This window comes from Microbacterium dextranolyticum (assembly GCF_016907295.1).
Taxonomy (GTDB): Bacteria; Actinomycetota; Actinomycetes; order Actinomycetales; family Microbacteriaceae; genus Microbacterium; species Microbacterium dextranolyticum.
In genome coordinates this window covers 473148-498230 of the sequence record NZ_JAFBBR010000001.1, presented here as the reverse complement: position 1 = coordinate 498230, position 25083 = coordinate 473148, and the positions used below count along the sequence as shown (strand labels likewise).

Below are 25083 nucleotides of genomic sequence, written 5' to 3'. Positions count from 1 at the left end.
CCGACACGATCAGTGCGGCATCTCGGGCTGGGGAGCGGGTGAGCGGATCACGTCGATCGGCATCGTCAGCGCCGCCAGCGACGCGGCGACCGAGTGGTCGATCTCGGCGGTCTCGGCCCGGTGATCGCGCAACACGATCATCGACCGGCCGGCGAGCTCGAGCGCCTCACCGCCGCGGCGAGGATCCGTGTCGGTGAGCTGGCCGGTCGTGTCGACCACCACCTCCCACTGCGGCGAGAACTCCGCCCGCGGGATCGTGAACGACAGCGACTCGTCACCCGCGTTGAACAGGATGAAGAAGTGGCGGTCGTGGATGGCGTCACCGCGACGGTCGCGCTCGCGGATGCCGTCGCCGTTGAGGAACACACCGATCGCACGGCCGAAGCCCGACTCCCAGTCCTCGGGCTGCATCTCGCTGCCGTCGGGGCGCAGCCACGCGATGTCGGGCACGGGTGCTCCCGCCTCCCGGCGCACGGGCCGCCCGTTGAAGAAGCGGCTGCGGCGCAGACTGGGGTGCTCGCGGCGCAGACGCGTGAGCGCCGCCGTGAACTCGATCAGCGGGGCATCCGCGTGCTCCCAGTCGACCCAGGTGATCTCGTTGTCCTGCGCGTAGCCGTTGTTGTTGCCGTCCTGCGTGCGGCCGAGCTCGTCGCCGTGCGCGATCATCGGCACACCCTGACTGAGCAGGAGCGTCGCGAGGAAGTTCCGCTGCTGGCGGGCGCGGAGGGTCAGCACCTCTTGATCGTCCGTGGGGCCCTCGACGCCGCAGTTCCACGACCGGTTGTGCGATTCGCCGTCGTTGTTGTCTTCACCGTTGTCGTCGTTGTGCTTCTCGTTGTACGAGACGAGGTCGCGCATCGTGAACCCGTCGTGCGCGGTGACGAAGTTGATGGATGCCACCGGGCGGCGCCCGTCGTGCTCGTACAGATCGGCCGAGCCCGTGAGCCGTGACGCGAACTCGCCGAGGGTCGACGGCTCGCCGCGCCAGAAGTCGCGGACCGTGTCGCGGTACTTGCCGTTCCACTCCGTCCACTGCGGGGGGAAGTTGCCCACCTGGTACCCGCCGGGGCCGATGTCCCACGGCTCGGCGATGAGCTTCACCTGCGAGATCACCGGATCCTGCTGCACGATTTCGAAGAAGGCCGCCAGGCGGTCGACCTCGTAGAACTCGCGGGCGAGGGTCGCGGCCAGATCGAACCGGAAGCCGTCGACGTGCATCTCGAGCACCCAGTAGCGCAGCGAGTCCATGATCAGCTGCAGCGTGTGCGGGTTGCCGACGTTCATGCTGTTGCCCGTGCCGGTGTAGTCGGTGTAGTAGCGCTTGTCGTCCTGCTCGAGGCGGTAGTACGCCTCGTTGTCGATGCCGCGCATCGAGAGGGTGGGACCCATGTGGTTGCCCTCGGCGGTGTGGTTGTAGACCACGTCGAGGATGACCTCGATGCCGGCGGCGTGCAGGGCCTTCACCATCGTCTTGAACTCCTGCACCTGCTGGCCGCGCTGGCCGGTCGAGGAGTAGGTGTTCTGCGGCGCGAGGAAGGCGATCGTGTTGTAGCCCCAGTAGTTGCTGAGGCCCTTCTCCTGCAGGGTCGAGTCGTTCACGAACTGGTGCACCGGCATGAGCTCGATCGCCGTGACGCCGATGCGCTTCAGGTGCTCGATGATGACCGGGTGCGCGATCGCGCTGTACGTGCCGCGGATCTCTTCCGGGATGTCGGGATGCCGCTCGGTGAGGCCCTTGACGTGCGCCTCGTAGATGACGCTCTCGGCGTAGGGGGTCTTCGGCAGCCGGTCGCCCGCCCAGTCGAAGAACGGGTTGACGACGACGCCCTTCATCATGGCGTGCGCAGAGTCGTCGTCGTTGCGCGAGTCGGGGTCGCCGAAGTCGTAGCCGAAGACCGGCTGCCCCCACTGCACCTGGCCGTCGACGGCCTTGGCGTAGGGGTCCAGCAGCAGCTTGTTCGGGTTGAAGCGCTGACCGCTGGACGGGTCGTTCGGGCCGTAGACGCGGTACCCGTAGCGCTGCCCCGGCTGGATCGTCGGCAGGTACGCGTGCCAGACGTGCGCGTCGACGTCGCGCAGCTCGACCCGCGTCTCTTTACCCCGATCGCCGAAGAGGCACAGCTCGACTTTCTCGGCGCCTTCGCTGAACAGGGCGAAGTTCGTGCCGCTGCCGTCGAAGGTCGCTCCCAGTGGATACGCGGAACCCGGCCAAACCTGCATGTGCATCTCCCCTGGTCTCCGACTGCCCTGACGACCCTCAGCCTAGGCTCTGCATGAGTCGGGGAGATATCCGGCATCACCCCTGGACGCGGAGCCCGCGAGGGGCTATGTCACGACGTCTGGCGGCTGGCCGGCTGGCGCCTCGCGCCTCGCGCGGCGAGACACGACATGCACGGCGAGACATGACATGCGCGGCGAGACACCACTCCAGCCGTCCTGTCTCAGCGTGGGAGTGGTGTCTCGACGGGGTGGGGGATGCCGCGGGTCAGGCCTCGACGACGGATGCCGCCTGGCGGGCGGCCCCCAGGGCGACGTACTCGCCGGGGGCGGGCACCTCGACGGGCACGCCCAGCACCTCGGGCGCGATCCGGCGAACGGCCTCGGACTGGGCGCCGCCGCCGACCAGCAGGGCGCGCTCGATCGGAACGCCGAGCCCGCGGATGGCGTCGAGTCCTGCGGAGAGCCCGCGCAGCATCCCTTCGACGGCGGCGCGGGCGAGGTTCTCGCGCGTCGTCGAGGCGAGGGTCATGCCGGTGAGCTCCGCCGTGGCATCCGGAAGGTTCGGCGTGCGCTCACCCTCGAAGTAGGGCAGCAGGCGCAGACCCCCGGCACCGGGTTCGGCGGCGAGGGCGAGGGCGCTCAGTCCGTCGTGGTCGACGCCGAGCAGGCGCGCCGTGACGTCGAGCACGCGTGCGGCGTTCAGGGTCGCGACCAGCGGCAGGAAGTGCCCACCGGCATCCGCGAACCCGGCGACGGTTCCTGTCGGGTCGATCGTCCGCTCGGCGCTGACGGCGAAGACGGTGCCGCTCGTGCCGATCGAGACGACGACGTCGCCGACCTCGGCGCCGACGCCGAGTGCCGCCCCGGCGTTGTCGCCCGCGCCCGGCGCGACGCGGCGACCGTCCGGATCGGCGACCCATTCGGTGGGGCCGAGCACGCGCGGCAGCGCCGCGTCGTGTCCGAGGGCCGCGACGAGCAGGTCGCGGTCGTAGCCCCCGGTCGTCGGGTTCCAGTAGCCGGTTCCCGAGGCATCCGACCGGTCAGTGACGAGCTCGTCGAACGCGGGAGTCTCGCCCGCCTCGACCGGACCGAAGCCGCGCAGGCGCCACGTGAGCCAGTCGTGCGGCAAGGCGACGGCCGCGACCTTCGCGGCATTGTCGGGCTCGGCGTCGCGCAGCCAGCGCAGCTTGGTGATCGTGAAGGATGCCACCGGCACCAGCCCGGTGCGCTGGGCGAGCGCCTCGGCGCCGAACTCCGCCGTCAGGTCTGCGGCCGCCCCCGCGGAGCGGGTGTCATTCCACAGCAGCGCGTCGCGCACGACGCGGCCGCGCTCGTCGAGAGCGACCATTCCGTGCTGCTGCCCGCCGATCGACCACGCCTCGACGCCGTCGAGCCCCCCGGCATCCGCGATCGCGGTCTGCAGGGCGCTCCACCACGCCTCGGGGTCGACGCTCGTGCCGTTCGGGTGCGATGCGCGCCCCTGGCGCACGATCTCGCCCGAGGCGGTGTCGACGATCACGACCTTGCACGACTGCGTCGACGAGTCGACGCCCATCACGAGTGCCATTGCGGCATCCTTTCTGATTCCCTTCGCCCGCGGGCGCCGATGCGGCCGCCCGGCCGGCCCGGCTGGCTGGCCGGGCCGGGCGGGCCCGGCCCGGCGCGGGCGGGTCCGGTCGCCTTCGTCACACGGGCATGTCCCACTTTCGGTTGCTCCGGGAGGTGGAAAGCGACAGAAAGTGGGACATGCCACGCATCACGTGGGACACGGCCGGCCGGAGTGGGCCCTGCCGGAGCCCAGCGAGGGGCTCGGCGGAGCCGCGGCAGGCGCCCGGCGGGCGAAGGGGAGGGGGTGGGGTCAGCGAGCGCCGAGGAGGTGCTCGGATGCCAGCTGCTGCAGACGGACGAAGCCGAAGCCCTTGCCGCCCAGGTACGCGTCGGTGTCGAAGTCCTCGTAGGCGGAGCGGTCGGCGACGAAGTCCTCGTAGCTCTCCCCCTCGGCGAACGTCGGCTGCGCGAGCTCTGCCACGCGGGCGGCGGCGAGCGCCTCCTGCACCTCGGGGTCGGCGCGGAACGACGCGGCGCGCTCCTTGAGCAGCAGGTACATGCGGATGTTCGCGGCGGCGGAGTCCCACACGCCGTTCTCGTCCTCGGTGCGGCTCGGCTTGTAGTCGAAGTGGCGGGGGCCCTCGTAGGCCTGGCCGCCGTTCGGGCCGCCGTTCTCGAGCAGGTCGACGAGCGCGAACGCGTTGTGCAGGTCGCCGTGACCGAACACGAGGTCCTGGTCGTACTTGATGCCGCGCTGGCCGTTCAGGTCGATGTGGAAGAGCTTGCCGTGGTACAGCGCCTGGGCGATGCCGGCGGCGAAGTTCAGGCCCGCCATCTGCTCGTGGCCGACCTCGGGGTTCAGGCCCACGAGCTCGGGGCGCTCGAGCGAGTCGATGAAGGCGAGGGCGTGGCCGACGGTCGGCAGCAGGATGTCGCCGCGGGGCTCGTTGGGCTTCGGCTCGATCGCGAAGCGGATGTCGTAGCCCTTGTCGACGACGTAGTCGCCGAGGAAGTTGACCGCCTCGCGGTAGCGCTCGAGCGCCTGGCGGATGTCCTTCGCGGAGTCGTACTCGGCGCCCTCACGGCCGCCCCACATGACGAAGGTCTGCGCACCGAGCTCGGCGCCGAGGTCGATCTGGCGCAGCACCTTGCGGATCGCGAACCGGCGCACGTCGCGGTCGTTCGAGGTGAAGCCGCCGTCCTTGAACACCGGGGCGCTGAAGAGGTTCGTGGTGACCATGGGGACCTTCAGGCCCGTGGCATCCAGCGCGCCCTTCAGGCGGTCGATCTGGTTCTGGCGCTCGGCCTCGGTCGAGCCGAAGGGGAAGAGGTCATCGTCGTGGAACGTGAGGCCGTAGGCGCCGATCTCGGCGAGCTTCTCGACGGCGTGCACGACGTCGAGGGGCTTGCGGGTCGGACCGCCGAACGGATCGGTGCCGTTGTAGCCGATGGTCCACAGGCCGAACGTGAACTTGTCGGCGGGCGTGGCGGACAGGGTGGTCATGATGCTCCTTTGCGAAGACGGAAGACTTTGTTGCGGTTAACAACGTATCCCATGCGCCCCCGTCCGTCCAGCAGAGATTTCTCGACGGAGCGCGTCTTCCGATCATCGAAAACGACGCGAGTTTTCGTAACGGTTAGATAACGGGTAGCTGGCAACATATGCGTCGCCTGTACGTTGTGGGCGACTGCACTCCCCCACCCCTCGCAAAGGAGCGACCATGCGCAGAGTCCTGTCCCGGGGCCTTCCGGCCCTGCTGCTGGCATCCGTTCTGGCCATCCCCCCGATCGCGCCGGCCTCCGCGGACGACGACCTCAGGGACATCGCCTCCCTCGACTTCAGCGACGGCACCACCGGTGACTGGACCCGCTCCGGCGGCGACGACGACACGCTCACGGTGATCGACGTCGACGGCAGCAAAGCGCTCCGAGTGCACGGCCGCGACCACGACTACGTCGGAATCCAGAGCCCGACGGGTCTGCTCCAGCCCGGCGCGACCTACTCCTTCAGCATGCGGGTCCGCCTCGCGGAGGCGACCCCGGGCTCGGCGGGTGTGCGCTTCGTCGTGAAGCCCGCGTACGCCTGGGTCGGCGACACGACGATGACGGCGGATGCCTGGAGCACCGTCTCGGGCGAGTACACCGTTCCCGCGGACGCCGCCGCCGACCAGCTGCAGGTCTACCTCGGCACGGGGGACCTCGCCGGGGCGAGCGCCTACGACTACCTCGTCGACGACATCCGGATCACCACGACTTCCGGGGGCACGGGGCAGCCGGACCCGGACGTCGCCCCGGGCGGCGCGGTCTCTCCGACCACGACACCCGTAGCGCAGGCGCAGGGCACCGGGAACGTGTCGGCGCTCACCTTCGACGACGGACCGAACGGTGCGACGACCGCGGGCTTCCTCGACATGCTCAAGGCCCGCGGCATCCACGCCGTCTTCTGCGTCATCGGCCAGAACATCACGGCGCCCGGCGGCGCCGACCTCCTGCGGCGCATCGTCGCCGAGGGCCACACGCTCTGCAACCACTCGACGACCTACGCCGACATGGGCTCCTGGAGCGCCGACGCCGTCCGCGCCGACCTGGTGGCGAATCTCCGCATCATCCGCGACGCGCTCGGCGACCCCGACGCGCCGGTGCCGTTCTTCCGCGCCCCCAACGGCAGCTGGGGCCAGACCCCCGCGGTCGCCGTCGCGCTCGGCATGCAGCCCCTCGCGGTGACCGGGACGATCGCCGACTGGCAGATCTCCGACCCCGCCGTGCTCACGCAGAATCTCCGCAGCGCCATGCAGCCGGGCACCCTGGTGCTCGTGCACGACGGCGGCGGCGAGCGCCGGCCGTCGCTCCAGGCCACGACCACCGTCATCGACGAACGTCTGGCGGCGGGGTGGTCGTTCACCCTGCCGGTCGGCGCACCGCAGGCGCCCACGACCGGCGCCACCCTCGTCGAGACCGACTTCGACGGCGGCACACTCGACGGCTGGACGCCGCGCCAGGGCGGCGACGTCGCACCCCCGACCGTCGAGCCCGTCGCGCCCGGCGCCGATGCGACCGCGTTCGCCGCACAGGTGTCGGGCCGCGTCCACGAAGGCGACGGCATCCAACGCGACGTGGCGGGGGTCCTCCTGCCCGGCACGACCTACCGCTTCGAGGCCGCGCTGCGCTTCGCCGCGGGGGCCTCGACCGGCCGGGGGCTGACCCTGTCCATGCGCACCGACAGCGGCGACGGCTTCGCATACACGAACCTGGCCCAGTTCGAGACGGTCTCCGCGACGGACTGGACGAAGGTCGCGGCGAACATCAGGGTGCCCGCATACACGCGGACGGCCGATCTCTACATCGAGGCCCGCTACAACAGCGGCAACCTCTCGACGTTCCTGATCGACCAGGTGCGGGTCACCGCCCCCGACGCCGGCACGGTCGACACGAGCCTCGCGCCACTGGCATCCACCGTCGACTTCCCGCTCGGCGTCGCGATCGACGCCCGCGAGACGACGGGATCGGCGGCGCAGCTGCTGCGCCACCACTTCACGCAGATCACTCCTGAGAACCACATGAAGGTCGAGGCCTGGTACGACGCGCAGCACCGGTTCGCGCGCCATCAAGAGGCCACCCAGCTGCTCGATTTCGCGCAGCGCAGCGGCCTGCGCTTCTACGGGCACGTGCTGCTGTGGCACGACCAGACGCCGGACTGGTTCTTCCAGGATGCCGGCGGGCGCGAGCTGACCTCGTCGGAGGCCGACAAGCAGCTGCTCCGGGAGCGGCTCGCGACGCACATGGACGCCGTCGCGAAGTCGATCGCCGACGACTACGGCCGGTACGGGTCGACGACCAACCCGGTCGTCGCGTGGGACGTGGTCAACGAGGTCATCTCCGACCAGGCGACGCCCGACGGGCTGCGCCCCAGCCGGTGGCACGACATCCTCGGCGAGGAGTACATCGGCCTCGCGTTCCGCCTCGCCGACAAGGCCTTCAACGAGACGTACGCGCAGCCGGGGACCGCCCGCCCCGTGAAGCTGTTCATCAACGACTACAACACGGAGCAGGACGTCAAGGGCGCGCAGTACCGCGCGCTCGTCCAGCGCCTCGTGGCGGCCGGGACCCCGATCGACGGCGTCGGCCACCAGTTCCATGTCTCGCTCAACACGCCGGTGAGCGCCCTCGAGTCGGCACTCGCGCGCTTTGCGGGCATGGGTCTGATGCAGGAGGTCACCGAGCTCGACGTCACGGCGAACCCGGCGAGCGAGGCGAACGTGATCCGGCAGGGCTACTACTACCGCGACGCGTTCGACCTGTTCCGCCGCTACCACGCGGCGGCGCCGGCCGGCGAGAAGCTGTTCGCCGCGACGATCTGGGGCCTGACCGATGACCGTTCGTGGCGCTCCGAGCAGAAGCCGCTCGTGTTCGACGCGACGTTCGCCCCCAAGCCCGCCTATCGGGGCATCGTCGGCGCGGCGCTGCCGAACCTGGTGACGACGGCGGACGTGTTCCGTGGCGACGTCGGGCTCGACGCCCGGTTCGTGGACGACCCCGCCTGGCGTAACCTCCCGGCCCTCCCCCTGACCGGGGGCGCCGGCTCGTTCGGACTGCGCTGGAGCGACGACCACCTCACGGCCCTCGTGCGCACGCCTGCCGCGGTCGACGCGCTCGCGTTCACGTACGCCGGCACCGAGCACGTCTACCGCGCGGGCGGCGGCGGGTCGGTCCCGGGGATCGACGTCGTCCGCGGATCCGAGCGTCTGTTCGCCGTGCGCCTGCCGCACCGCAGCGTTCACGAGGGCGACACGGCGCCGTTCGACGTGCGGGCGCTCACCGGAGCCGCGGTCGTCGGGGGCTGGAACACGCCGGGCGCGACCGGCACGCTGACCTTCCTCGAGGAGCTGTCGACGCTCGACGTGCCCGAGCTCCCGGCCCCGACGATCGACGGCGGCGTCGACGAGGTCTGGCAGCGCGCCGCGCGCGTGCAGACCTCGCGCACCGTCGAGGGCTCGCCCGAGGGGGCGCGCGCCGATGTGCGCACGCTCTGGAACGGCAACCGCCTGTTCGTGCTGTTCGAGGTCACCGATCCGGCCCTCGACCAGACCAACAGCGACCCCTGGAACCGTGACTCCGTCGAGCTGTTCCTCGACCTCGGAAACCGCAAGAACGGCGCGTACGGCCCCAACGATACCCAGATCCGGGTGACCGCCGACGGCGACCTGTCCTTCGGCAGCGGCGACGCAGGCGTGCAGCGGGCGCGCGTGCTCTCCAGCTCGACCCAGCGCACCGAGGCCGGCTACATCGTCGAGCTGGAGATCGACCTCGTCGGCCAGTCGGGCGGCCAGTCCGACGTGCCACTGGGCGGCGCGGCCACCTTCCACGGGATCGACTTCCAGATCAACGACGGCCGTTCGGGATCGCGCGTCGCGGTCCACACCTGGGCCGACCCGACGGGCACCGGCTACCAGAGCACGGCCCGCTGGGGCGTCGCCCGCCTCGTGGCGGCATCCACGGATCCGACCGGACCGACCGATCCCACGGGGCCCACTGATCCCACCGGACCCACGGATCCCACCGGACCCACGGATCCGACCGGGCCGGCGGCCGCGTGGGGTCGGATCGACGTCGGCGACGGGCGGGTCGCGCAGGGCGGGTCGCTGCAGGTCACGGTGACCGGGCTCGCCCCCGGCCAGCAGATCGAGGCGACGCTGCACAGCGAGCCGCTCCGGGTCACGGGCATCCCGGCGGCGGACGCCCGGGGCACGACGAGCTTCGTCGTACGGGTCCCGGCGGACTTCGCCGCCGGTGCGCACACGCTCGAGGTCGCCTCGGGCGACCGCACGCCGCTGACCGCGCCCGTCACGGTCACCGCGTCGGGGCGCCTGTCGTCGACCGGCGGCGAGATCCCCTGGGGGATCGCGCTGCTGGGGGCCGTCCTCGCCGTCGCGGGCGGGGCGCTCACCGTCGCGCGGCGCCGGCGTGCCTGACCGATCCCGGCGTCACGGGCCCGCGCGCCGCCCGGCGCACGAGTCCCCATCTCCTAGGGTGGAGCCGTGATGCGAGCCGAGGGGACCGTCGAGGGCGTGCGCCGCGCGAACCTCTCGCGCGTGCTCCGCCTCGTGCACGAAGCCGGTCCGCTCTCGCGGGCCGCGCTGACGGATGCCACCGGCCTCAACCGCTCGACGGTGGGCGCCCTGGTCGGCGACCTCGCCGCCGCCGGACTCGTGCACGAGAGCGCACCGGACCTGCAGCGACGGGTCGGTCGCCCGTCACCCAACGTCAGCGCCTCGCCGCGCGTCGTGGCGATCGCGATCAACCCCGAGGTCGACGCGCTCACGGTCGCCGCCGTGGCTCTGGATCGGAGCGTGCTCGTCCGCGAGCGCATCGAGGTCGAGGCGCTCGTGTCGACGCATCGCGTCGCGCGAATGGTCGCGGAGTGCGTGGATCGGTGGCGGGAGGGCCCGCTCTCCGAGTGCGACGTCGTCGCCGCCGGCGTGGCCGTCCCCGGACTGGTGCGGGCCGAAGACGGCCTCGTGCGCCGCGCCCCGCACCTGGATTGGACGGATGCGCCGCTGCGCGACCAGATCGCGGATGCCACGGGCCTGCCCACGGCGATCGACAACGACGCCACGCTGGGCGCCCTCGCGGAGAGCCTCTACGGGGCGGCCCGCGACGTGCGCGATCTGGTCTACGTCAACGGCGGCGCGAGCGGCATCGGCGGCGGGCTGGTCATCGGCGGCCACCTGGTGCGCGGGGCCGGAGGCTATGCGGGAGAGCTCGGGCAGAACCGACCCGGCATCGCGAACCCCGCCGATCGACGGTCGCAGGCGCAGGGGACAGTCGAGGACGAGGTCAGTCGCGCGCGGCTGCTGTCGGTGACGCGACTGCTGAGCGCGGATGAGCCGACCCTCGAGGCCGCGATCCGCGCATCATCCTCCGTCGAGGTCGACGCCGAGGTGGATCGCCAGCGCCGCATCCTGTCGACGGCGCTCGCGAACGCCGTCAACGTGCTGAATCCGTCGGTCATCGTGCTGGGCGGGTTCCTCGCGACCCTTCTCGATCAGGATCCGGCGGGCCTCGTCGAGGCCGTGCAGGAACAGACGATGGGCCGGAACGCCGACGAACTCGAGATCCGTGCCGCAGCGCTCGGCCCCGATCGCCTGCTCGTCGGGGCGGCGGAGATCGCCTTCGAGCCCCTCCTGGTCGACCCGCTGCGCGCCGATATGGTCAGCGCGGCGGCGCCGTGGTCGCCCGGGGGATCAGCCGCGTAGGCAGCACCCGGTGCGGCGCGTCGAGCGTCGCACCACCGAGGAGCGTGACGAGCATCTTCGCGGCCTCCGCTCCGATGCGCTGCATCGGCTGGCGGACGGTGCTGAGGGGCCGGGAACTGAGGAACGCCTCGGGGATGTCGTCGAACCCGATCACCGACAGATCGCCCGGCACATCGAGACCGAGGTCTGCGGCGACCTCGATGAGCCCGAGCGCCGAGCGGTCGTTGGCGGCGAACACGGCGGTGGGCCGGTCGTGCCGCTCGAGCAGCGGCCGCGCGACCTGGCGCACGATGTCGGGCTCGTACATGCCGACCGCCACGAGGCTCGGGTCGAACGGGATCCCGGCCTGCGCGAGCGCACGCTTGTAGCCGGCCTCGCGCATTCCGGAGGAGCGCAGCTCGGGCCGACCGGAGAGGAAGCCGATCCGCCGATGCCCGAGCTCGATCAGGTGCGCGGTCGCCTCGAACCCGCCGCCCAGGCTGTCGGACTGCACGGACGGGATGTCGGCGCGGCCCATGTGGGGGTCGATGGCGACGATGGGAACATCGGAGTTCACCCCGACCACCGTGGGGGTCACCATGATCGCCGCGTCGATCAGAGTGCCGCTGAGCCGTGAGAGCGACCTGCGCTCCCAGCCTTCATGGGCCTCTTCGCGCGAGCCGCTGTAGGCGAGCAGGTCGTAGCGCTGGCCCGCGAGAGCCGCGCCGACGCCCTTGAGCACCTCGGCGCTGAACGGCTCGAAATCGGCCACCAGCACGCCGATGACACCGGTGCGACGGGATCGCATGCTGCTCGCGACGAGGCTCGACTCGTAGCCGAGTTCGGCGACCGCCTGCAGAACGCGCGCCACCGTCGCGCTCGCGACGCCATAGCGCCCGTTGACCGCCTTGGAGACCGTCGCCACCGAGACACCCGCGGCGGCGGCGACGTCGTGGATGGTGGCGCGTCGGCTCATGGTGTTCGATCGTAGACGGTCGGAAACGTTATCGAAAAGGTTTTTGAAAACGTTTGACGTTGTTGGCAACAAATAGAGACACTTGCCGCATTCCGGTTCCCGATCGACCGGAATGCTCCCCACTCCGGAAGGCCGGGGTGACGCTCAATGAGGAGGACAGGAATCACATGAAGGCGAACAAGATTCTGACCGGAGCCGCGCTCCTGGTCGCGGGCGCCCTGGCGTTCAGCGGCTGCAGCGGCGGCGGATCCGGCGGTTCGAGCGACGGCAAGGTCGAGATGACCCTGTGGCAGAACTCGACCACCGGCGCCGGTCAGCAGTTCTGGAAGGACGCGATCGCGGCCTTCGAGAAGCAGAACCCGAACGTCACGATCACGATGCAGTCCATCCAGAACGAAGACCTGGACGGCAAACTGCAGACGGCGCTGAACGCCGGCGACGCTCCCGACATCTTCCTGCAGCGCGGCGGCGGCAAGATGACCGCGATGGTGCAGGCCGGTCAGGTCATGGACCTCACCGACAAGATCAGCGACACCGTGAAGTCGGAGATCTCGGCCGGCTCGTTCAAGGCGGAGACCTACCAGGACAAGGTGTGGGCGATGCCGCTCGCGGTGCTGCCCAGCGGCTTCTGGTACAGCTCCGACCTGTTCACGAAGGCCGGCGTCTCCAGCACGCCGACCACCGTCACCGAGCTCGAGGGCGTCGTCGACAAGCTCAAGGCGGCCGGCATCGCGCCGATCGCCCTCGGCGGCAAGGATGCCTGGCCCGCCGCCCACTGGTACTACAACTTCGCTCTGCGCGAGTGCAGCGCGAAGACCATCGAGAAGACCGGCGACTCGAAGGACTTCAGCGACGCCTGCTGGACGAAGGCCGCTCAGGACCTCGCCGACTTCGCGGCGACGAAGCCGTTCAACGAGGGCTTCCTCACGACGTCCGCGCAGCAGGGCGCGGGCAGCTCGGCCGGCCTCGTGGCCAACCACCAGGCCGCGATGGAGCTCATGGGCGCGTGGGACCCGGGCGTGATCGCCTCGCTCACCCCCGACGAGAAGCCGCTCCCCGACCTGGCCTGGTTCCCCTTCCCCGAGCTCTCCGGCGGTCAGGGCGAGCCCGGCTCGATGATGGGCGGCGTCGACGGCTACTCCTGCTCGGCGAAGGCTCCGAAGGAGTGCGCCGACTTCCTGAACTTCGTCGCCTCGGCGGACCAGCAGGTCGCGTACTACAAGGCCTACAACGCGCCGCCGGTCAACACCACCGCGCAGAAGTCGGTGACCGAGCCCTACCTGCAGCAGGTCCTCGCGGCCTACAACAAGGCGCCGTTCGTGTCGCAGTGGCTCGACACCGTCCTCGGCCAGAACGTCGGCAACGCGCTCAACGTCGCGGTCGTGGACCTGCTCGCGGGCAAGAGCTCCCCCGACCAGATGATGAAGTCCGTGGCCGACGCCGCGAAGAAGGGCTGATCGGATCATGACCCTTCGCGAGACCGCCGCGACGCACACCGACGCGGAGACGGATCTCGCGCAGCACGACGGGGGCGGCGTCACGCCGCCCCCGTCCGCGCCGCGCCGCCGTCACCGAGGACTCGGGTGGGCCGGACGACTCGAAGTAGCGATCCTGGTCGGCCCTGCGCTGATCATGTTCCTCGGCTTCGTGATCTTCCCGGTCGTGATGGCGGCGTACTACGGCTTCTTCCGCTGGCAGGGCTACGGCACCCCCACCGACTTCGTCGGGCTGCAGAACTACCTCACGATCCTCACCGACCCCACATTCCTCGACGCGCTCGGACACAACGGGTTCGTCGTGATCGCCTCGATCCTGCTGCAGGGACCGGTCGCGGTCCTGCTGGCCCTCATGCTGAACCGACGCATGCGGGGTCAGTCGATCATCCGTGTGCTGATCTTCGTGCCCTACGTAATCGCCGAGGTCGTCGTCGGCACCGGCTTCGGGCTGATGCTGCAGACCCAGGGCGCACTGAACGCGTTCTTCGACAGCATCGGACTCGGCTGGCTCACCCACGACTGGATCGCCGACCCGTCGATCGCGATCTGGACCCTGATGGCGATCCTCACCTGGAAGTACGTCGGCTTCGCCGTCATCCTCTTCCTCGCCGGACTCCAGGGCATTCCCGAGGAGCTCTACGAGGCCGCCGCCCTCGACGGCGCCGGGTACTGGCAGGCGCACTGGCGCATCACGCTGCCGCTGCTGGCTCCGACCCTGCGCATCTGGGCGTTCCTGTCGATCATCGGGGCCCTCCAGCTGTTCGACCTCGTCTACATCATCTGGGGCCAGTACGTGGCCTCGACCGCCGGCACCTCGACGATGGCGACCTACATGGTCGTCAACGGCCGCAACGCCGGCAACTTCGGCTTCGGAAACGCCGTCGCCGTCGTGATCTTCGTCATCTCGCTCGTGGTGGCCCTGATCTACCAGCGCTTCGTCCTCCGGCGTGACACCGCCGGAGCGATCACGGAAGGGAAGACCCGATGAGCGTCTTGACCGCCCCCGCGTCGGTCGCGGCGACGACCGCCGCCGACTCGCGTCGCCGACGCCGCACGGATCGGCCCGCCAAGGAGCACCTGCCCTGGGGCAGCCCGATCGTCTACTTCATCGCGCTGGTCGTGATCGCGCTCATGCTGGCACCGGTGCTGTACATCATCATCGGCGGGTTCCGCAGCAACTCTCAGATCACGGTCGACCCGGCCGGCTGGCCCGACCCGTGGCGCTTCGACAACTACCTCGCGGTGCTCACCGGCCCCCAGTTCTGGCAGCAGGTACTCAACTCGCTGATCTCCGCCGGCGCCACCACGGCCGGTGTCGTGGTGCTCGGCCTCATGGCCAGCTATGTGATCGCGCGCTATCCGATGCGCGGCAAGGGCGCCCTGTACGCTCTGTTCGCCGCCGGTCTGATGTTCCCGATCACGGTCGCGATCACGCCGCTGTACATCGTGATCCGCAACCTCGGGCTCATGAACTCGCTCGGCGGCATCATCCTGCCGCAGATCGCGTTCGCGCTGCCGACGACGATCATCATCCTGGTGCCGTTCCTGCGCGCCATCCCCGACGAGATCCAGGAGGCGGCCTTCATTGACGGCTGCTCGCGCCTGGGCTTCTTCTGGCGGATGGTGCTGCCGCTGGCGGTCCCCGGTGTCATCACCGTCGGCATCCTCGCCTTCATCGGCAGCTGGAACAGCTACCTGCTGCCCCTGTTCATCCTCAACAACGAGGCGACGTTCACCCTGCCGCTGGGCGTGCAGGCGTTCTCGTCGCAGTACTCCGTCGACACCGCCAAGGTGCTGGCATTCACCTCGCTGTCCATGCTGCCCGCGCTGATCTTCTTCAGCCTGTTCGAGCGGCGCATCGTGGGCGGCCTGACCGGCGCCGTGAAGGGCTGATCGTGACCCTCTCAGACAACCCCGTCGTCACCGAGCTGCTCGAGCCGGCCTCCGCCCGCGTGGCGGAGCTGGTCGAGTCGATGACGCTGGAACAGAAGATCGCCCAGCTCGTGGGCTTCTGGGTCGACCAGGGCGATGACGTGGTCGCGCCGCTGGCGGGCGAGATGGCCACCTCGACCAAGTACGACGAGGCCACCGAGCACGGGCTCGGACACCTCACCCGCGTGTACGGCACGCGCCCGGTCGAGCCGGTCGAGCGCGCTGCGTGGCTGTGGGCCGAGCAGCGCCGCCTGCGCGAGGCATCCGGTCACGGCATCGCCGCGATCGTGCACGAGGAGTCGTTGACCGGACTCGCCGCATGGAAGGCGGCGACGTTCCCGACGCCGCTCGCGTGGGGCGCCGCCTTCGACCCGGAGCTCGTGGAGCGCATGGGCCGCCTCATCGGCGAGTCCATGCGCCGGCTCGGCGTACATCAGGCGCTCGCGCCCGTGCTCGACGTCATCCGCGACCCCCGCTGGGGCCGGGTCGACGAGTGCATCGCCGAAGACCCCTACGTCGTCGGCACGATCGCGACGGCGTACGTGCGCGGTATGCAGGATGCCGGGGTGCACGCCACTCTCAAGCACTTCGTCGGGTACTCCGACTCGCGCGCCGGGCGCAACCACGCCCCGGTGCACGCGGGGCACCGGGAGCTCGCCGACGTGTTCCTGCCGCCGTTCGAGATGGCGGTGCGCGACGGCGGCGTGCGGTCGGTGATGAACTCGTACACCGACATCGACGGGGTGCCGGTGGCATCCGACCCGACGCTGCTCACCGACCTGCTGCGCGGCCAGTGGGGCTTCGACGGGGTCGTCGTCTCGGACTACTTCGCCGTGGCGTTCCTCGAGACGATGCACGCCGTCGCGGCCGATCGCACCGAGGCGGCCCGCCTCGCGCTGGCGGCGGGGATCGACGTCGAGTTGCCCAGTGGGGATGCCTATGCGGCACCCCTGCTCGAGGGCGTGCGCGACGGGCGCATCGACGAGGCACTGGTGGACCGGGCGCTCGTGCGTGTACTCACGCAGAAAGAGAGCCTCGGCCTGCTCGACCCGGACGAGTCCGAACCGCCCTCCGCGATCGACCTCGACACCCCGGAGCACCGCGCCGTGGCGCGCGAGATCGCCGAGCGCTCGCTGGTGCTGCTGCGCAACGACGGCGTGCTGCCGCTCGCCGAGCCGCGCCGGATCGCGGTGATCGGCCCCAACGGCGACGACGCATCGGCGCTCATGGGCTGCTACTCGTTCGCGAACCACGTGCTCGCACACGTGCCGCACGTGCCGCTCGGATTCGAGATCCCGACGGTCGCCGAGGCGCTGCGCGCCGAGCTGCCGGGCGCCGAGATCACGACGGTCGCCGGGTGCGCCGTCGAGGGCGACGACCGGTCGGGCTTTGCGGATGCCACGGCTGCCGCTGCAGCATCCGATGTCGCCGTCGTTGTGGTCGGCGACCGTGCCGGCCTGTTCGGCCGCGGCACAGTCGGCGAGGGCAACGACGCCGAGAGCCTGGAGCTGCCGGGCGTGCAGCGCGAGCTCGTCGAGCAGATCGCGGCGACCGGCACCCCGGTCGTGCTCGTGCTGCTGACCGGGCGCCCCTACGCCCTGTCGTGGGCGCTCGACGGCGCGTCGGCTCCGGCGGCGGTCGTGCAGGCGTTCTTCCCCGGTGAAGAGGGCGGCGCTGCGATCGCGCGCGTGCTGTCGGGCGCGGTGTCGCCCTCGGGGCGTCTGCCTGTCTCGCTCCCCCGGTCGGCGGGCGCGCAGCCGTACTCGTACCTGCACCCGATCCTCGGGGGCAACAGCGACGTCACCAGCACCGATGCGACACCGGTGCGCCCGTTCGGCTTCGGCCTCGGCTACACGACGTTCGCGCGCACCGAGCTGACGGTGGATGCCGCGGTGCCGGCGGGCGGCTCGTTCGAGGCATCCGTCACGGTCACCAACACGGGCGAGCGCGCGGGCGCCGAGATCGTGCAGCTGTATGCCCACGACGTGGTCGGCAGCGTCGTGCGGCCCGTCGCCCAGCTGCTCGGCTACGCCCGCATGGAGCTCGAGCCGGGGGCATCCGCCCGCGTGCACTTCGACGTTCCCACCTCGCGCCTGGCCTTCACGGGGCGTTCGGGCGAGCGGATCGTGGAGCCCGGCCGCATCGACCTGTGGGTCGGCGCGTCGGTCGACGACCGCGAGACCGAGGCACGGGTCGAGATCGTCGGGGACGTGCACCGGGTGACCGCCGCGGATTCCCGCCTCGTAGGGGTTCGGGTCGAGTAGCCGCGGCGGCCGACAGCCGGGTCTTTCGCGAAGCGCTCCCGCCCCTCTCGCTGGAGGGCGGGAGCGCTTCGTGTTGTCTGGTTGTCTCGGGCTACCTGGGTTCCGGCGGGATCTCGGCGGTGCGGCGCAACCGACGTCGCGCGAGGAGGCCCGGAAGCGATCGCCGTCTCCAGCAGTCAAGGCACCACCTGCTCTGTCACGCGCATGCGCGCCCGCGTCGCAGATACGGCACCGTCACCGCGCGTTCATTCCTGCAGGTCATGCGTACACCCGGGGATGCTGTGCTCGTGCGGTTCTGCATTCCGCTCGGATCGCTCACGATTGACGACCGGAAATAGGGCGGCTGGCCTCCGAGCTTGGATGACCGCGGGCATCGAGGTTGCATATGGTCGAGCCCGCGCTTCGATCAGCTGCCTCAGACCGCTGGTTGGTCTCGCTAGGCCGGTAGATTTCTAGCGTGTCCCAAAAGAAGCCCGCCCAGACTCCCCGCCGAGCCAATCGCCGCGCGCCCCGTCGCGTGCTCGACCTCAGGAACAACGACCTCTACCTGAGCGTGGAAGGTTTCAAAGCGATCCGAGACAAGATTGAACTTCGGATCGCACCCCTAACGCTAATCTCAGGCACAAACAGTGCAGGTAAGTCCAGCTTCATGCAGCCATTCCTTATCATGAAGCAGACACTTGAATCAGGGTTCGATCCGGGTGCGCTCTTGCTCTACGGCCCTAACGCGAAATTCACTCTGGCGCGTCAGATCTTGGCGCGGGGCAAGTCGCGTCAGACACAATCTGGCTCCTTCTCAGTGGGACTTCGCGCTGGAAGCTTTTCGCGCACCGTGACCTACCGTGAGGCACCGGAGGGTTACGTGATCGATGCCGATGTCGTCGGTCTCGAAAAGGGTGAGATGAGGCTGACTCCGTCCTTTTCATCGACGGCGATTGAGAAGCGCCTGAGGGACTTCACGACTGAGCATGACTCACTTCTGACTTCCCTAGGGGATAACGGATTCTTGTCTAGCTTCAAGACTCGACGGTACGTGGTCGAGCGCGAAGGCTGCTTCCTCGATATCAGTCTTAAGCTTGGAGACAGCGACGGGGTCAACCTCGAGCTCGGCCTCGCACCGCTCGAATTCGCAACTCAGCAGTGGTCCAACAACTTGCGCAACATCATCCATGTACCAGGTCTCAGAGGAAACCCGGAACGCGAGTACGCGCGATCGGCAGTCGGCAGTAGCTATCCAGGAACTTTCGAAACCTACGTAGCGAGCATTCTCTTGGAGTGGGCATCGAGTGATCCCGCCAAGCTTGACCTTCTCTCGCACGAGCTCGAGCAGCTCGGGCTGACCTGGAAAGTGATGGGCAAGAAGAAGAACGATGCGGCCGTTGAGGTGCTCGTCGGTCGGATGCCTCACGCACAACAAGGCGGCGCGCTTGACCTAGTCAGCGTCGCGGATGTGGGTTTCGGCGTGAGCCAAACCCTACCGGTGGTCATCGCCCTGCTAGTTGCGCAGCCAGGACAGATTGTCTACCTCGAGCAGCCGGAGATACACCTGCATCCCCGCGCTCAGGTCGTTCTAGCTCGTGCGCTGGTGAGCGCCGCGGCGCGAGGCGTGAAGGTCATCGCCGAAACTCATAGTTCGCTCATTATTCGATCCGTTCAAACCCTCGTGGCGGACGGCAGTATCGAGGCCAGCTCGGTTTCGATGAATTGGTTCAGCCGCGATGAGGTAACCGGGTTTTCTCAAGTGGCGGTCGCCGATCTCGACGATCAAGGACGTTTCGGCGATTGGCCGCTGGACTTTGACGAAGTCTCGCAGGAGGCAGATCTCGCGTACCTCGCTGCGTTGCGGCGGAACCGCTCGTGAGCCGTCGAATAATAGTTGACGCCAACATCGCAAGATCATGCACTGATCCTGCGCGCCACGTGACAAGCGAGGGGTGCCTGCTGCTGACTCAGATGCTGGCCCATCGCCGCTCCGACCTTCGGGTTGCCCTAACGCCGAAGATCGAAGAGGAGTGGGAACGCCACGCCACGCGAACTTTCATGAGCTGGTGGGCTTCGATGGAATCTAGAGGCAGAATCAATCACGAGAAGGACGTGCGCGTCGCCGATTACCGTGCTGCGATCGAAGCTGTCGGAGACACCGGGGTGCGTGATCTTCTACTCAAAGACGCACACATGGTTGAACTCGCGTTAATCCAGCACTACCCCGTGGCATCGCAAGACGACAAGCAAGCAAGGCACGTAGCAGCGCTCGCGGCCAAATACGCGCTCGTGGGCAACGTTGAATGGTTCAACCCCGTGACGGCGATCGGATGGATTGAATGGCTTGATTCCGGGTGCGATGACCATCAGCTGTTCGCGCTGGTGTCGTGAGCGTGTGGATACCGACGCAGAATGTGGTTTCGAACGTTGTCATCCTGGACTCAGCTTGGCGGCTCGAATGGGGACATGCCGCTGATGCTACGAGATTTGCTCACCGGGATTTCCGCAGTCCCGGTGCCGTATCGAGGGGTACACCAGATAGGCGCTGCCCGATGACTGAATCCATCTTCCTGTCGCCGACAACGACCGGGTTGCGGGCGCGACCGTGAGCGCGTTCTCTCCCGTGTCCGAGTCGATAACGTGCGCGTAGCGGCGGTCGGTGCCCGCGTGGCCGGCGTCGCCCTTCCCTGGCCAAGGGGTACACGCCACGACGCGGTTCCGACACTGCCCCCTCAGGATCGTGCTCATGTCCACCCCGGCACTCATTGGCCCGACCGCCCTCGAGTTCGCTGAGCCGTTTTGGTACGTCGCGCGGACGCCCCCGGGCGACGCTCGAATGGCTGTAGCCGAATCCGCTCTACTTGCTGCTGTTCGGCGGCAGCATCGTCGCGAGCGCCTACCTGCAGCTGCGACATCGTCGGCGGCGACGCGCCAGCCGCCGCTAATCGATTCGGTCGGGCTCTGCGCCCGCTTCGTTTGAGGCGTTTCGCGGTTCTTCATCGGCCCCAACGCTCACGCCGACTGCCGCGAGCTGGATGACGATCGAATCGTCATCACAGAGAACTCGGCGTGCCAGCTTTGACGCGTGCGAGAGATCGGGATGCTCGTTTACTGCCTTCAGGAGACGTTCCTGCGGGACCCCCAGCTCGTGCAGCAGGTTGAGTACAACGACGCCCGCAGTCACCTCGACAACCGCATGCATGTGATTCAGATCGCTGCTTGCGGACCCGATGTGCGCCAGATGGTTGCGCGCATCTTTGGCCGCTTTCGCCCACACCTCCGGATCGTGCACGAGAAGGCGACCGGCCTCGCCGAGTCGCTCGACGAGGTCGAGCAAACGCTCCTTCAGCGTAGGCGCGTTGGCGTGCTCTGTGATCCTCTCGCGCAGCCATGCCTTCCGCTCGGGCGATACCGTTTCCAGGAGCGTCCGCCTGAGTTGCTTGAACTCGTCGGGCGGGATGGGGGGCGCGGGCTCCAAAGCCCGGTGCATCGCCTCGGCTGCAGCGACGGCTGTAACTACTCGGGTTTCGACGTATCCGCTTCGGATGTACCTCAGGCCGAGGATCATGCTGCGCGCTGCGGAGAATGTGTCACCCACCTCGAGCCAGCGTGGAAGCAACTCCTCGAACGGAACGTCATCGAGAGTGAGGACGTAACTACGCAATGAGAGCGATTTCTCGCCCGGTTTCGGCTTGACGACCCGAACTCGGTACACCGTGATCTCGTGGGGTTGATCTCGCCTCGGATCGTCGGCGTTCCAGGCCTCGGGCGTCGGAGGCATAAAGACGCGCATGCTGATAATCCCGCACGCACGCAGCGTCGAGAGCGACATCAGGTCCGCCATTCCTCCGAGGAGATCGAGCCAGTACTCAAAGGTCTGAGGATCCTTATGCTCGAACGAGATGCCCTGATGCTCGCGAACGTGAGTGAGATTCTGAGCCCGCGTCTGGTCGGTATACGGATACCAAGCGTGATGATCGAGACGTGCGGAGAGTGGCCCCATAACCACCCTCGAAGGATCTAGGTGCCGGAGTTCTATGGTGCCGCTGAGGTCCCGTTCCGGGCCGAAGAAGTCGGTGACGTCGACCCCGCTTCTGCGCGACCAGACGGTCATCTCTTCGATGTGTGCGGACGCTCCAGTGAACGCTGCTTCGTGAGGGTCGTCCATGTGGACACCGACGAGAGCAACGCTCGCGCGTAGATCGAGCTTGTCGGGGCCATCGAGCATTCGCCCGATGTGGAAGGTCCTCGCGGTCGCAACGGTCACGCTGAGCAGGGAAATGAACTTGCCGTCGCCCAGGCCAAGTACTACGGGCCAGCTCTGAAGCTCGTCAGTGATGATGGTCGAGCCATTCTCACCCGGTCGCGTGACGCTGTATGGCCAGCCTCCTATGAGACGGAGGAGGAGACCCCTTTTGGGCGAGAAGGAAAGCACACCGGGCACCTTGTTCTCGTGGTCGTGCGGTAGCCACCACTCGCCGCTCCAGCTCTGATGCTCGTTCAACGGAGTCTCAGTCATGTGTTCATGATCCCGGCGCATGCTGGCACCCACGGGGATCGGACCTGCGCGCCGTCGAACCTCGACACCTCACGCGCGAAGCCGGGCCGCCCGTCTTGCCCTCACCCGTCCTGCCCGCAGAGGGACCCGTCCGGCTGCGTGCCTGAGTCGCGCAGTGCACGGTCGACGGCACGAACGGATACAGATTGCCATGCCAGAGTCTCCACCGCCGCTCAAGGCCTCATTCCCCTCGACGCTCGCGTGGCACGCGAACACAAGTCGCGGTCCGAGCTGATCCGCGAGGCGATCGCCGCGCACGCAGCGTGAACATCCACGGCACCGCCCTCAAACACGGCGGCGAGGTGCGGCGACCCGTCGCCCACGCGCCTTGGAGCGCCGAGGGTCAGAGGCTGTGGCGCCGCCCCGTCGCGGGATCGATCCAGTTGCCCGATCCGGTGATCCGGTGCCAGCGCTTGTGGAGAGCGAGATCGGTGCCCTCGGCGTCCGGCACGGCCGCACCGCACAGGTCGCAGATGCGCAGGACGATCACATCGCCGCTCGCGGTCGTAACCGAGAACGCCCCCGCCGGGAACTCCACACCCACCGTGCTCCCCTCGCCATGCGCCCGCCCGTCGTGGTCGGGTTGCCGGAACGGACTCAGACTAGGCGATACGAATCGCGAGATGACGCCCGGCGATGCGTGAGCAACCAATGCAGCCGCGGTCGAAGGCCCCCGGCTCAGCCCTCCAGCGCGAGCTCGACCGTCGCGAACGACACCGGAGGCAGCGTGAGACGCAGGATGCCTCCCTCGACCGACGCCTCGAGCGGCACCGGGCTCACGGCGTCGGGCGTCTCGGGGGTGTTGTGCGCCGTGGCATCCACACCCGTCAGCACGCGCGCCCGCGTCGCTCGCGCGGTGCGACCGCGCAGGTCGATCTCGACGGGCAGCGCCTCGTCGACCCCGACGTGGGTGAGCGAGATCAGCGCCGCACCGTCCGTCGTCGACGCTGACAGCGAGAGCGCCCCCAGCTCGACGTCGTCGATGGTGACGACCGGGGCAGCGACGACGTGCGCGGGCACCGACAGCGCGTCCTGATGGCCGGCGTTCATCTCGTACACGTGGTAGGTCGGCGTGAGCACCATCCCGCCCTCGTCGTCGGTCAGGATCATCGCCTGCAGCACGTTGAGGGTCTGCGCGATGTTTGCCATCCGCATCCGCGCCGCGTGCCGGTGGAACACGTCGAAGTGGAGGCCGGCGACGAGGGCATCCCTCATCGTGTTCTGCTGGAACAGGAATCCCGGGTTCGTGCCCGGCTCGACGTTCCACCATGTGCCCCACTCGTCGCAGACGAGTCCGATGACCCGGTCGGGGTCGTACGAGTCCATGACCGCCTCGTGGGCCGAGACGACGCGCTCGATGTCGGCGGCGTGGGCGACCGTGCGCAGGAACTCCTCGCGCGAGAACGCCGTCGCCGACTCCTTCTGGATGCCGGTGCCGGCGTGCGTGTAGTAGTGGAACGAGATCGCCTGGAACGGCGAGGCCTGCGGCTCCGGCGTGTTCGACGACGTGGCGGATGCCATGAGCGTGTGGGTCCAGCGCAGGTCCGCATCCGAGGCGCCGGCCGCGATCCGCACGAGACGGTTGCCGTCGTGCTCCTTGCAGAAGGTGGCGTACCGGCGCGCGAGCGAGGTGTAGTACTCGGGTGTCATGTTGCCGCCGCAGCCCCACGCCTCGTTGCCGAGCCCCCAGAACGGCACCCGCCACGGCTCGTCCCGCCCGTTCGCCCGGCGCAGCCGCGCCATCGGGCTGTCACCCGAGCGGGTGAGGTACTCGACCCATTCGCTCATCTCCTGCACCGTGCCGCTGCCCACGTTGCCGTTGACGTACGGGTCGGCGCCGAGCATCTCGCACAGGTCCATGAACTCGTGCGTGCCGAAGGCGTTGTCCTCGACGACGTCACCCCAGTTCGTGTTGACCATCGTCGGCCGCTCCGCGCGCGGGCCGACGCCGTCGCGCCAGTGGTACTCGTCGGCGAAGCATCCGCCGGGCCAGCGCAGGTTCGGAATGCGGATCGCCCGCAGGGCCTCGACCACATCGAGCCGGATGCCGCGTTCGTTCGGAATCGGGGAGTCCTCCCCCACCCAGAACCCGCCGTAGATGCAGCGGCCGAGGTGCTCGGCGAAGTGCCCGTAGAGGTGACGGCTGATCTGGGGTCCGGTGACGTCGAGGTCGACGGCGGCGCGGGCGGTGGTCATGGGGGCTCCGTTCTGCGGCGGCCTCGCCGCACGACCATCTTTCCACTAATATGTTCTTTATGACAACAAATGTGGGCAGTGGCGCCGACTCCCTGGCCGACCTCATCGAGCGCGACGCCGACGTGCGCGCCCTCTTCGGCGGCGAGTGGATCCGCTATCGGGCATCCGACAGCCTTCCCGAACTGACCTGGCACGCGCAGTCCACGTGCGCGCGGATCAACCAGATCTTCTTCGACGAGCCGGCCGAAGCGCAGCGCCTCTTCCACGATCTGGTCCCCGGAGCCGGATCGGGCATCGACTTCCGCCCGCCGATCAACCTCGACTACGGCGTCGGGCTCACGATCGGCGACCGCACGTTCATCAACAAGGACTTCCTCATCGTCGGCGGCGGCTACGTCACGATCGGAGCGGACTGCCTCATCGGCCCGCGGTGCAGCATCTACACGCCCAACCACGCCGAAGAGCCCACGCGCCGCCGCGAGGGGTGGGAACGGGCATCCGCCGTCACCATCGGCGACAACGTCTGGTTCGGGGGCTCCGTGACGGTGCTCCCCGGCGTCACGATCGGCTCCGACAGCATCATCGGTGCGGGATCCGTCGTCACGAGCGACATCCCCTCGGGCGTCGTCGCGGTCGGAAACCCCTGCCGCGTCGTGCGACCGATCCGCCAGGACTGATC

17 protein-coding genes are annotated in these 25083 nt (G+C 68.8%); 10 read left to right on the top strand and 7 right to left on the bottom strand.

Going from position 1 to position 25083, the window contains the following annotated elements; translation table 11 throughout:
* Positions 1-9 precede the first annotated feature (9 nt).
* The 3 genes from glgX to xylA form a co-directional block, all read right to left on the bottom strand.
* Positions 10-2220 carry a glycogen debranching protein GlgX gene (glgX, locus tag JOE64_RS02165; RefSeq protein WP_204962744.1) on the bottom strand — a complete coding sequence of 737 codons (2211 nt, stop codon included), beginning with the start codon at positions 2218-2220 and terminating at the stop codon, positions 10-12.
* Between the two features lie 265 nt (positions 2221-2485).
* The gene (xylB, locus tag JOE64_RS02160) at positions 2486-3787 is read right to left on the bottom strand and encodes a xylulokinase (RefSeq protein WP_204962742.1); all 1302 of its coding nucleotides are present in this window, start codon (positions 3785-3787) and stop codon (positions 2486-2488) included.
* Between the two features lie 291 nt (positions 3788-4078).
* Positions 4079-5272, bottom strand: a complete 1194-nt coding sequence (gene xylA, locus JOE64_RS02155) for a xylose isomerase (RefSeq protein ID WP_204962740.1) — start codon at positions 5270-5272, stop codon at positions 4079-4081.
* Positions 5273-5489: 217 nt separating this feature from the next.
* Between xylA and JOE64_RS02150 the strand changes: the two genes are divergently transcribed.
* Complete coding sequence (locus tag JOE64_RS02150; protein WP_204962739.1) at positions 5490-9737, top strand: endo-1,4-beta-xylanase; 4248 nt, start codon at positions 5490-5492, stop codon at positions 9735-9737.
* A 69-nt stretch (positions 9738-9806) separates the two neighbouring features.
* Entirely contained in the window at positions 9807-11021 is a 1215-nt protein-coding gene (locus tag JOE64_RS02145) for an ROK family transcriptional regulator (protein ID WP_204964927.1), read from the top strand.
* Here JOE64_RS02145 and JOE64_RS02140 read toward each other — a convergent pair.
* A complete protein-coding gene (locus tag JOE64_RS02140) occupies positions 10978-11976 on the bottom strand; it encodes a LacI family DNA-binding transcriptional regulator (protein WP_204962737.1) in 999 nt (332 codons plus the stop codon). The two genes, JOE64_RS02145 and JOE64_RS02140, sit on opposite strands and share 44 nt — an antisense overlap.
* A 167-nt stretch (positions 11977-12143) precedes the next feature.
* On the opposite strand from JOE64_RS02140, the gene JOE64_RS02135 reads away from it, so the two are divergent.
* The 6 genes from JOE64_RS02135 (at position 12144) to JOE64_RS02110 (ending at position 20041) form a co-directional block, all read left to right on the top strand.
* Positions 12144-13433 (top strand): ABC transporter substrate-binding protein, encoded by a 1290-nt coding sequence (locus tag JOE64_RS02135; RefSeq protein WP_204962734.1) that lies wholly within the window; start codon positions 12144-12146, stop codon positions 13431-13433.
* 7 nt (positions 13434-13440) lie between these two features.
* Positions 13441-14460, top strand: a complete 1020-nt coding sequence (locus JOE64_RS02130) for a carbohydrate ABC transporter permease (RefSeq protein ID WP_204962732.1) — start codon at positions 13441-13443, stop codon at positions 14458-14460.
* Entirely contained in the window at positions 14457-15365 is a 909-nt protein-coding gene (locus tag JOE64_RS02125) for a carbohydrate ABC transporter permease (protein WP_239531675.1), read from the top strand. Before JOE64_RS02130 ends, JOE64_RS02125 begins: the two co-directional genes overlap by 4 nt.
* A 2-nt stretch (positions 15366-15367) precedes the next feature.
* On the top strand, positions 15368-17668 hold the full coding sequence (locus JOE64_RS02120) for a beta-xylosidase/alpha-l-arabinosidase (protein ID WP_271202420.1): 2301 nt from the start codon (positions 15368-15370) through the stop codon (positions 17666-17668).
* Between the two features lie 457 nt (positions 17669-18125).
* Positions 18126-19529, top strand: a complete 1404-nt coding sequence (locus tag JOE64_RS14770) for an AAA family ATPase (protein ID WP_204962730.1) — start codon at positions 18126-18128, stop codon at positions 19527-19529.
* Between the two features lie 59 nt (positions 19530-19588).
* Complete coding sequence (locus JOE64_RS02110) at positions 19589-20041, top strand: hypothetical protein (RefSeq protein WP_204962728.1); 453 nt, start codon at positions 19589-19591, stop codon at positions 20039-20041.
* A 550-nt stretch (positions 20042-20591) separates the two neighbouring features.
* Here the strand turns inward: JOE64_RS02110 and JOE64_RS02105 are convergent.
* Positions 20592-22169 (bottom strand): ApeA N-terminal domain 1-containing protein, encoded by a 1578-nt coding sequence (locus JOE64_RS02105; protein ID WP_204962727.1) that lies wholly within the window; start codon positions 22167-22169, stop codon positions 20592-20594.
* Here JOE64_RS02105 and JOE64_RS14875 point away from each other — a divergent pair.
* A complete protein-coding gene (locus tag JOE64_RS14875) occupies positions 22143-22475 on the top strand; it encodes a ribbon-helix-helix domain-containing protein (RefSeq protein ID WP_372432881.1) in 333 nt (110 codons plus the stop codon). The genes JOE64_RS02105 and JOE64_RS14875 overlap by 27 nt on opposite strands.
* Positions 22476-22551: 76 nt before the next feature.
* Here JOE64_RS14875 and JOE64_RS02095 read toward each other — a convergent pair whose 3' ends face one another.
* Both JOE64_RS02095 and JOE64_RS02090 read right to left on the bottom strand, forming a co-directional pair.
* Entirely contained in the window at positions 22552-22752 is a 201-nt protein-coding gene (locus JOE64_RS02095) for a histidine ammonia-lyase (RefSeq protein ID WP_204962723.1), read from the bottom strand.
* 134 nt (positions 22753-22886) lie between these two features.
* The gene (locus JOE64_RS02090) at positions 22887-24404 is read right to left on the bottom strand and encodes an alpha-N-arabinofuranosidase (protein WP_204962721.1); all 1518 of its coding nucleotides are present in this window, start codon (positions 24402-24404) and stop codon (positions 22887-22889) included.
* Positions 24405-24463: 59 nt separating this feature from the next.
* Here JOE64_RS02090 and JOE64_RS02085 point away from each other — a divergent pair, with 59 nt between their 5' ends.
* On the top strand, positions 24464-25081 hold the full coding sequence (locus JOE64_RS02085) for a sugar O-acetyltransferase (RefSeq protein WP_239531674.1): 618 nt from the start codon (positions 24464-24466) through the stop codon (positions 25079-25081).
* The last annotated feature ends 2 nt before the right edge of the window (positions 25082-25083 follow it).

Coding starts and splice junctions, on each gene's coding strand:
- JOE64_RS02140 (WP_204962737.1), bottom strand. CDS start 11,976: ATGAGCCGACGCGCCACCATCCACGACGTCGCCGCCGCCGCGGGTGTC.
- xylA (WP_204962740.1), bottom strand. CDS start 5,272: ATGACCACCCTGTCCGCCACGCCCGCCGACAAGTTCACGTTCGGCCTG.
- JOE64_RS02105 (WP_204962727.1), bottom strand. CDS start 22,169: ATGACTGAGACTCCGTTGAACGAGCATCAGAGCTGGAGCGGCGAGTGG.
- xylB (WP_204962742.1), bottom strand. CDS start 3,787: ATGGCACTCGTGATGGGCGTCGACTCGTCGACGCAGTCGTGCAAGGTC.
- JOE64_RS02135 (WP_204962734.1), top strand. CDS start 12,144: ATGAAGGCGAACAAGATTCTGACCGGAGCCGCGCTCCTGGTCGCGGGC.
- JOE64_RS02085 (WP_239531674.1), top strand. CDS start 24,464: ATGACAACAAATGTGGGCAGTGGCGCCGACTCCCTGGCCGACCTCATC.
- JOE64_RS02090 (WP_204962721.1), bottom strand. CDS start 24,404: ATGACCACCGCCCGCGCCGCCGTCGACCTCGACGTCACCGGACCCCAG.
- JOE64_RS02130 (WP_204962732.1), top strand. CDS start 13,441: ATGACCCTTCGCGAGACCGCCGCGACGCACACCGACGCGGAGACGGAT.
- JOE64_RS02145 (WP_204964927.1), top strand. CDS start 9,807: ATGCGAGCCGAGGGGACCGTCGAGGGCGTGCGCCGCGCGAACCTCTCG.
- glgX (WP_204962744.1), bottom strand. CDS start 2,220: ATGCAGGTTTGGCCGGGTTCCGCGTATCCACTGGGAGCGACCTTCGAC.
- JOE64_RS02150 (WP_204962739.1), top strand. CDS start 5,490: ATGCGCAGAGTCCTGTCCCGGGGCCTTCCGGCCCTGCTGCTGGCATCC.
- JOE64_RS02125 (WP_239531675.1), top strand. CDS start 14,457: ATGAGCGTCTTGACCGCCCCCGCGTCGGTCGCGGCGACGACCGCCGCC.
- JOE64_RS14875 (WP_372432881.1), top strand. CDS start 22,143: ATGCTCGTTCAACGGAGTCTCAGTCATGTGTTCATGATCCCGGCGCAT.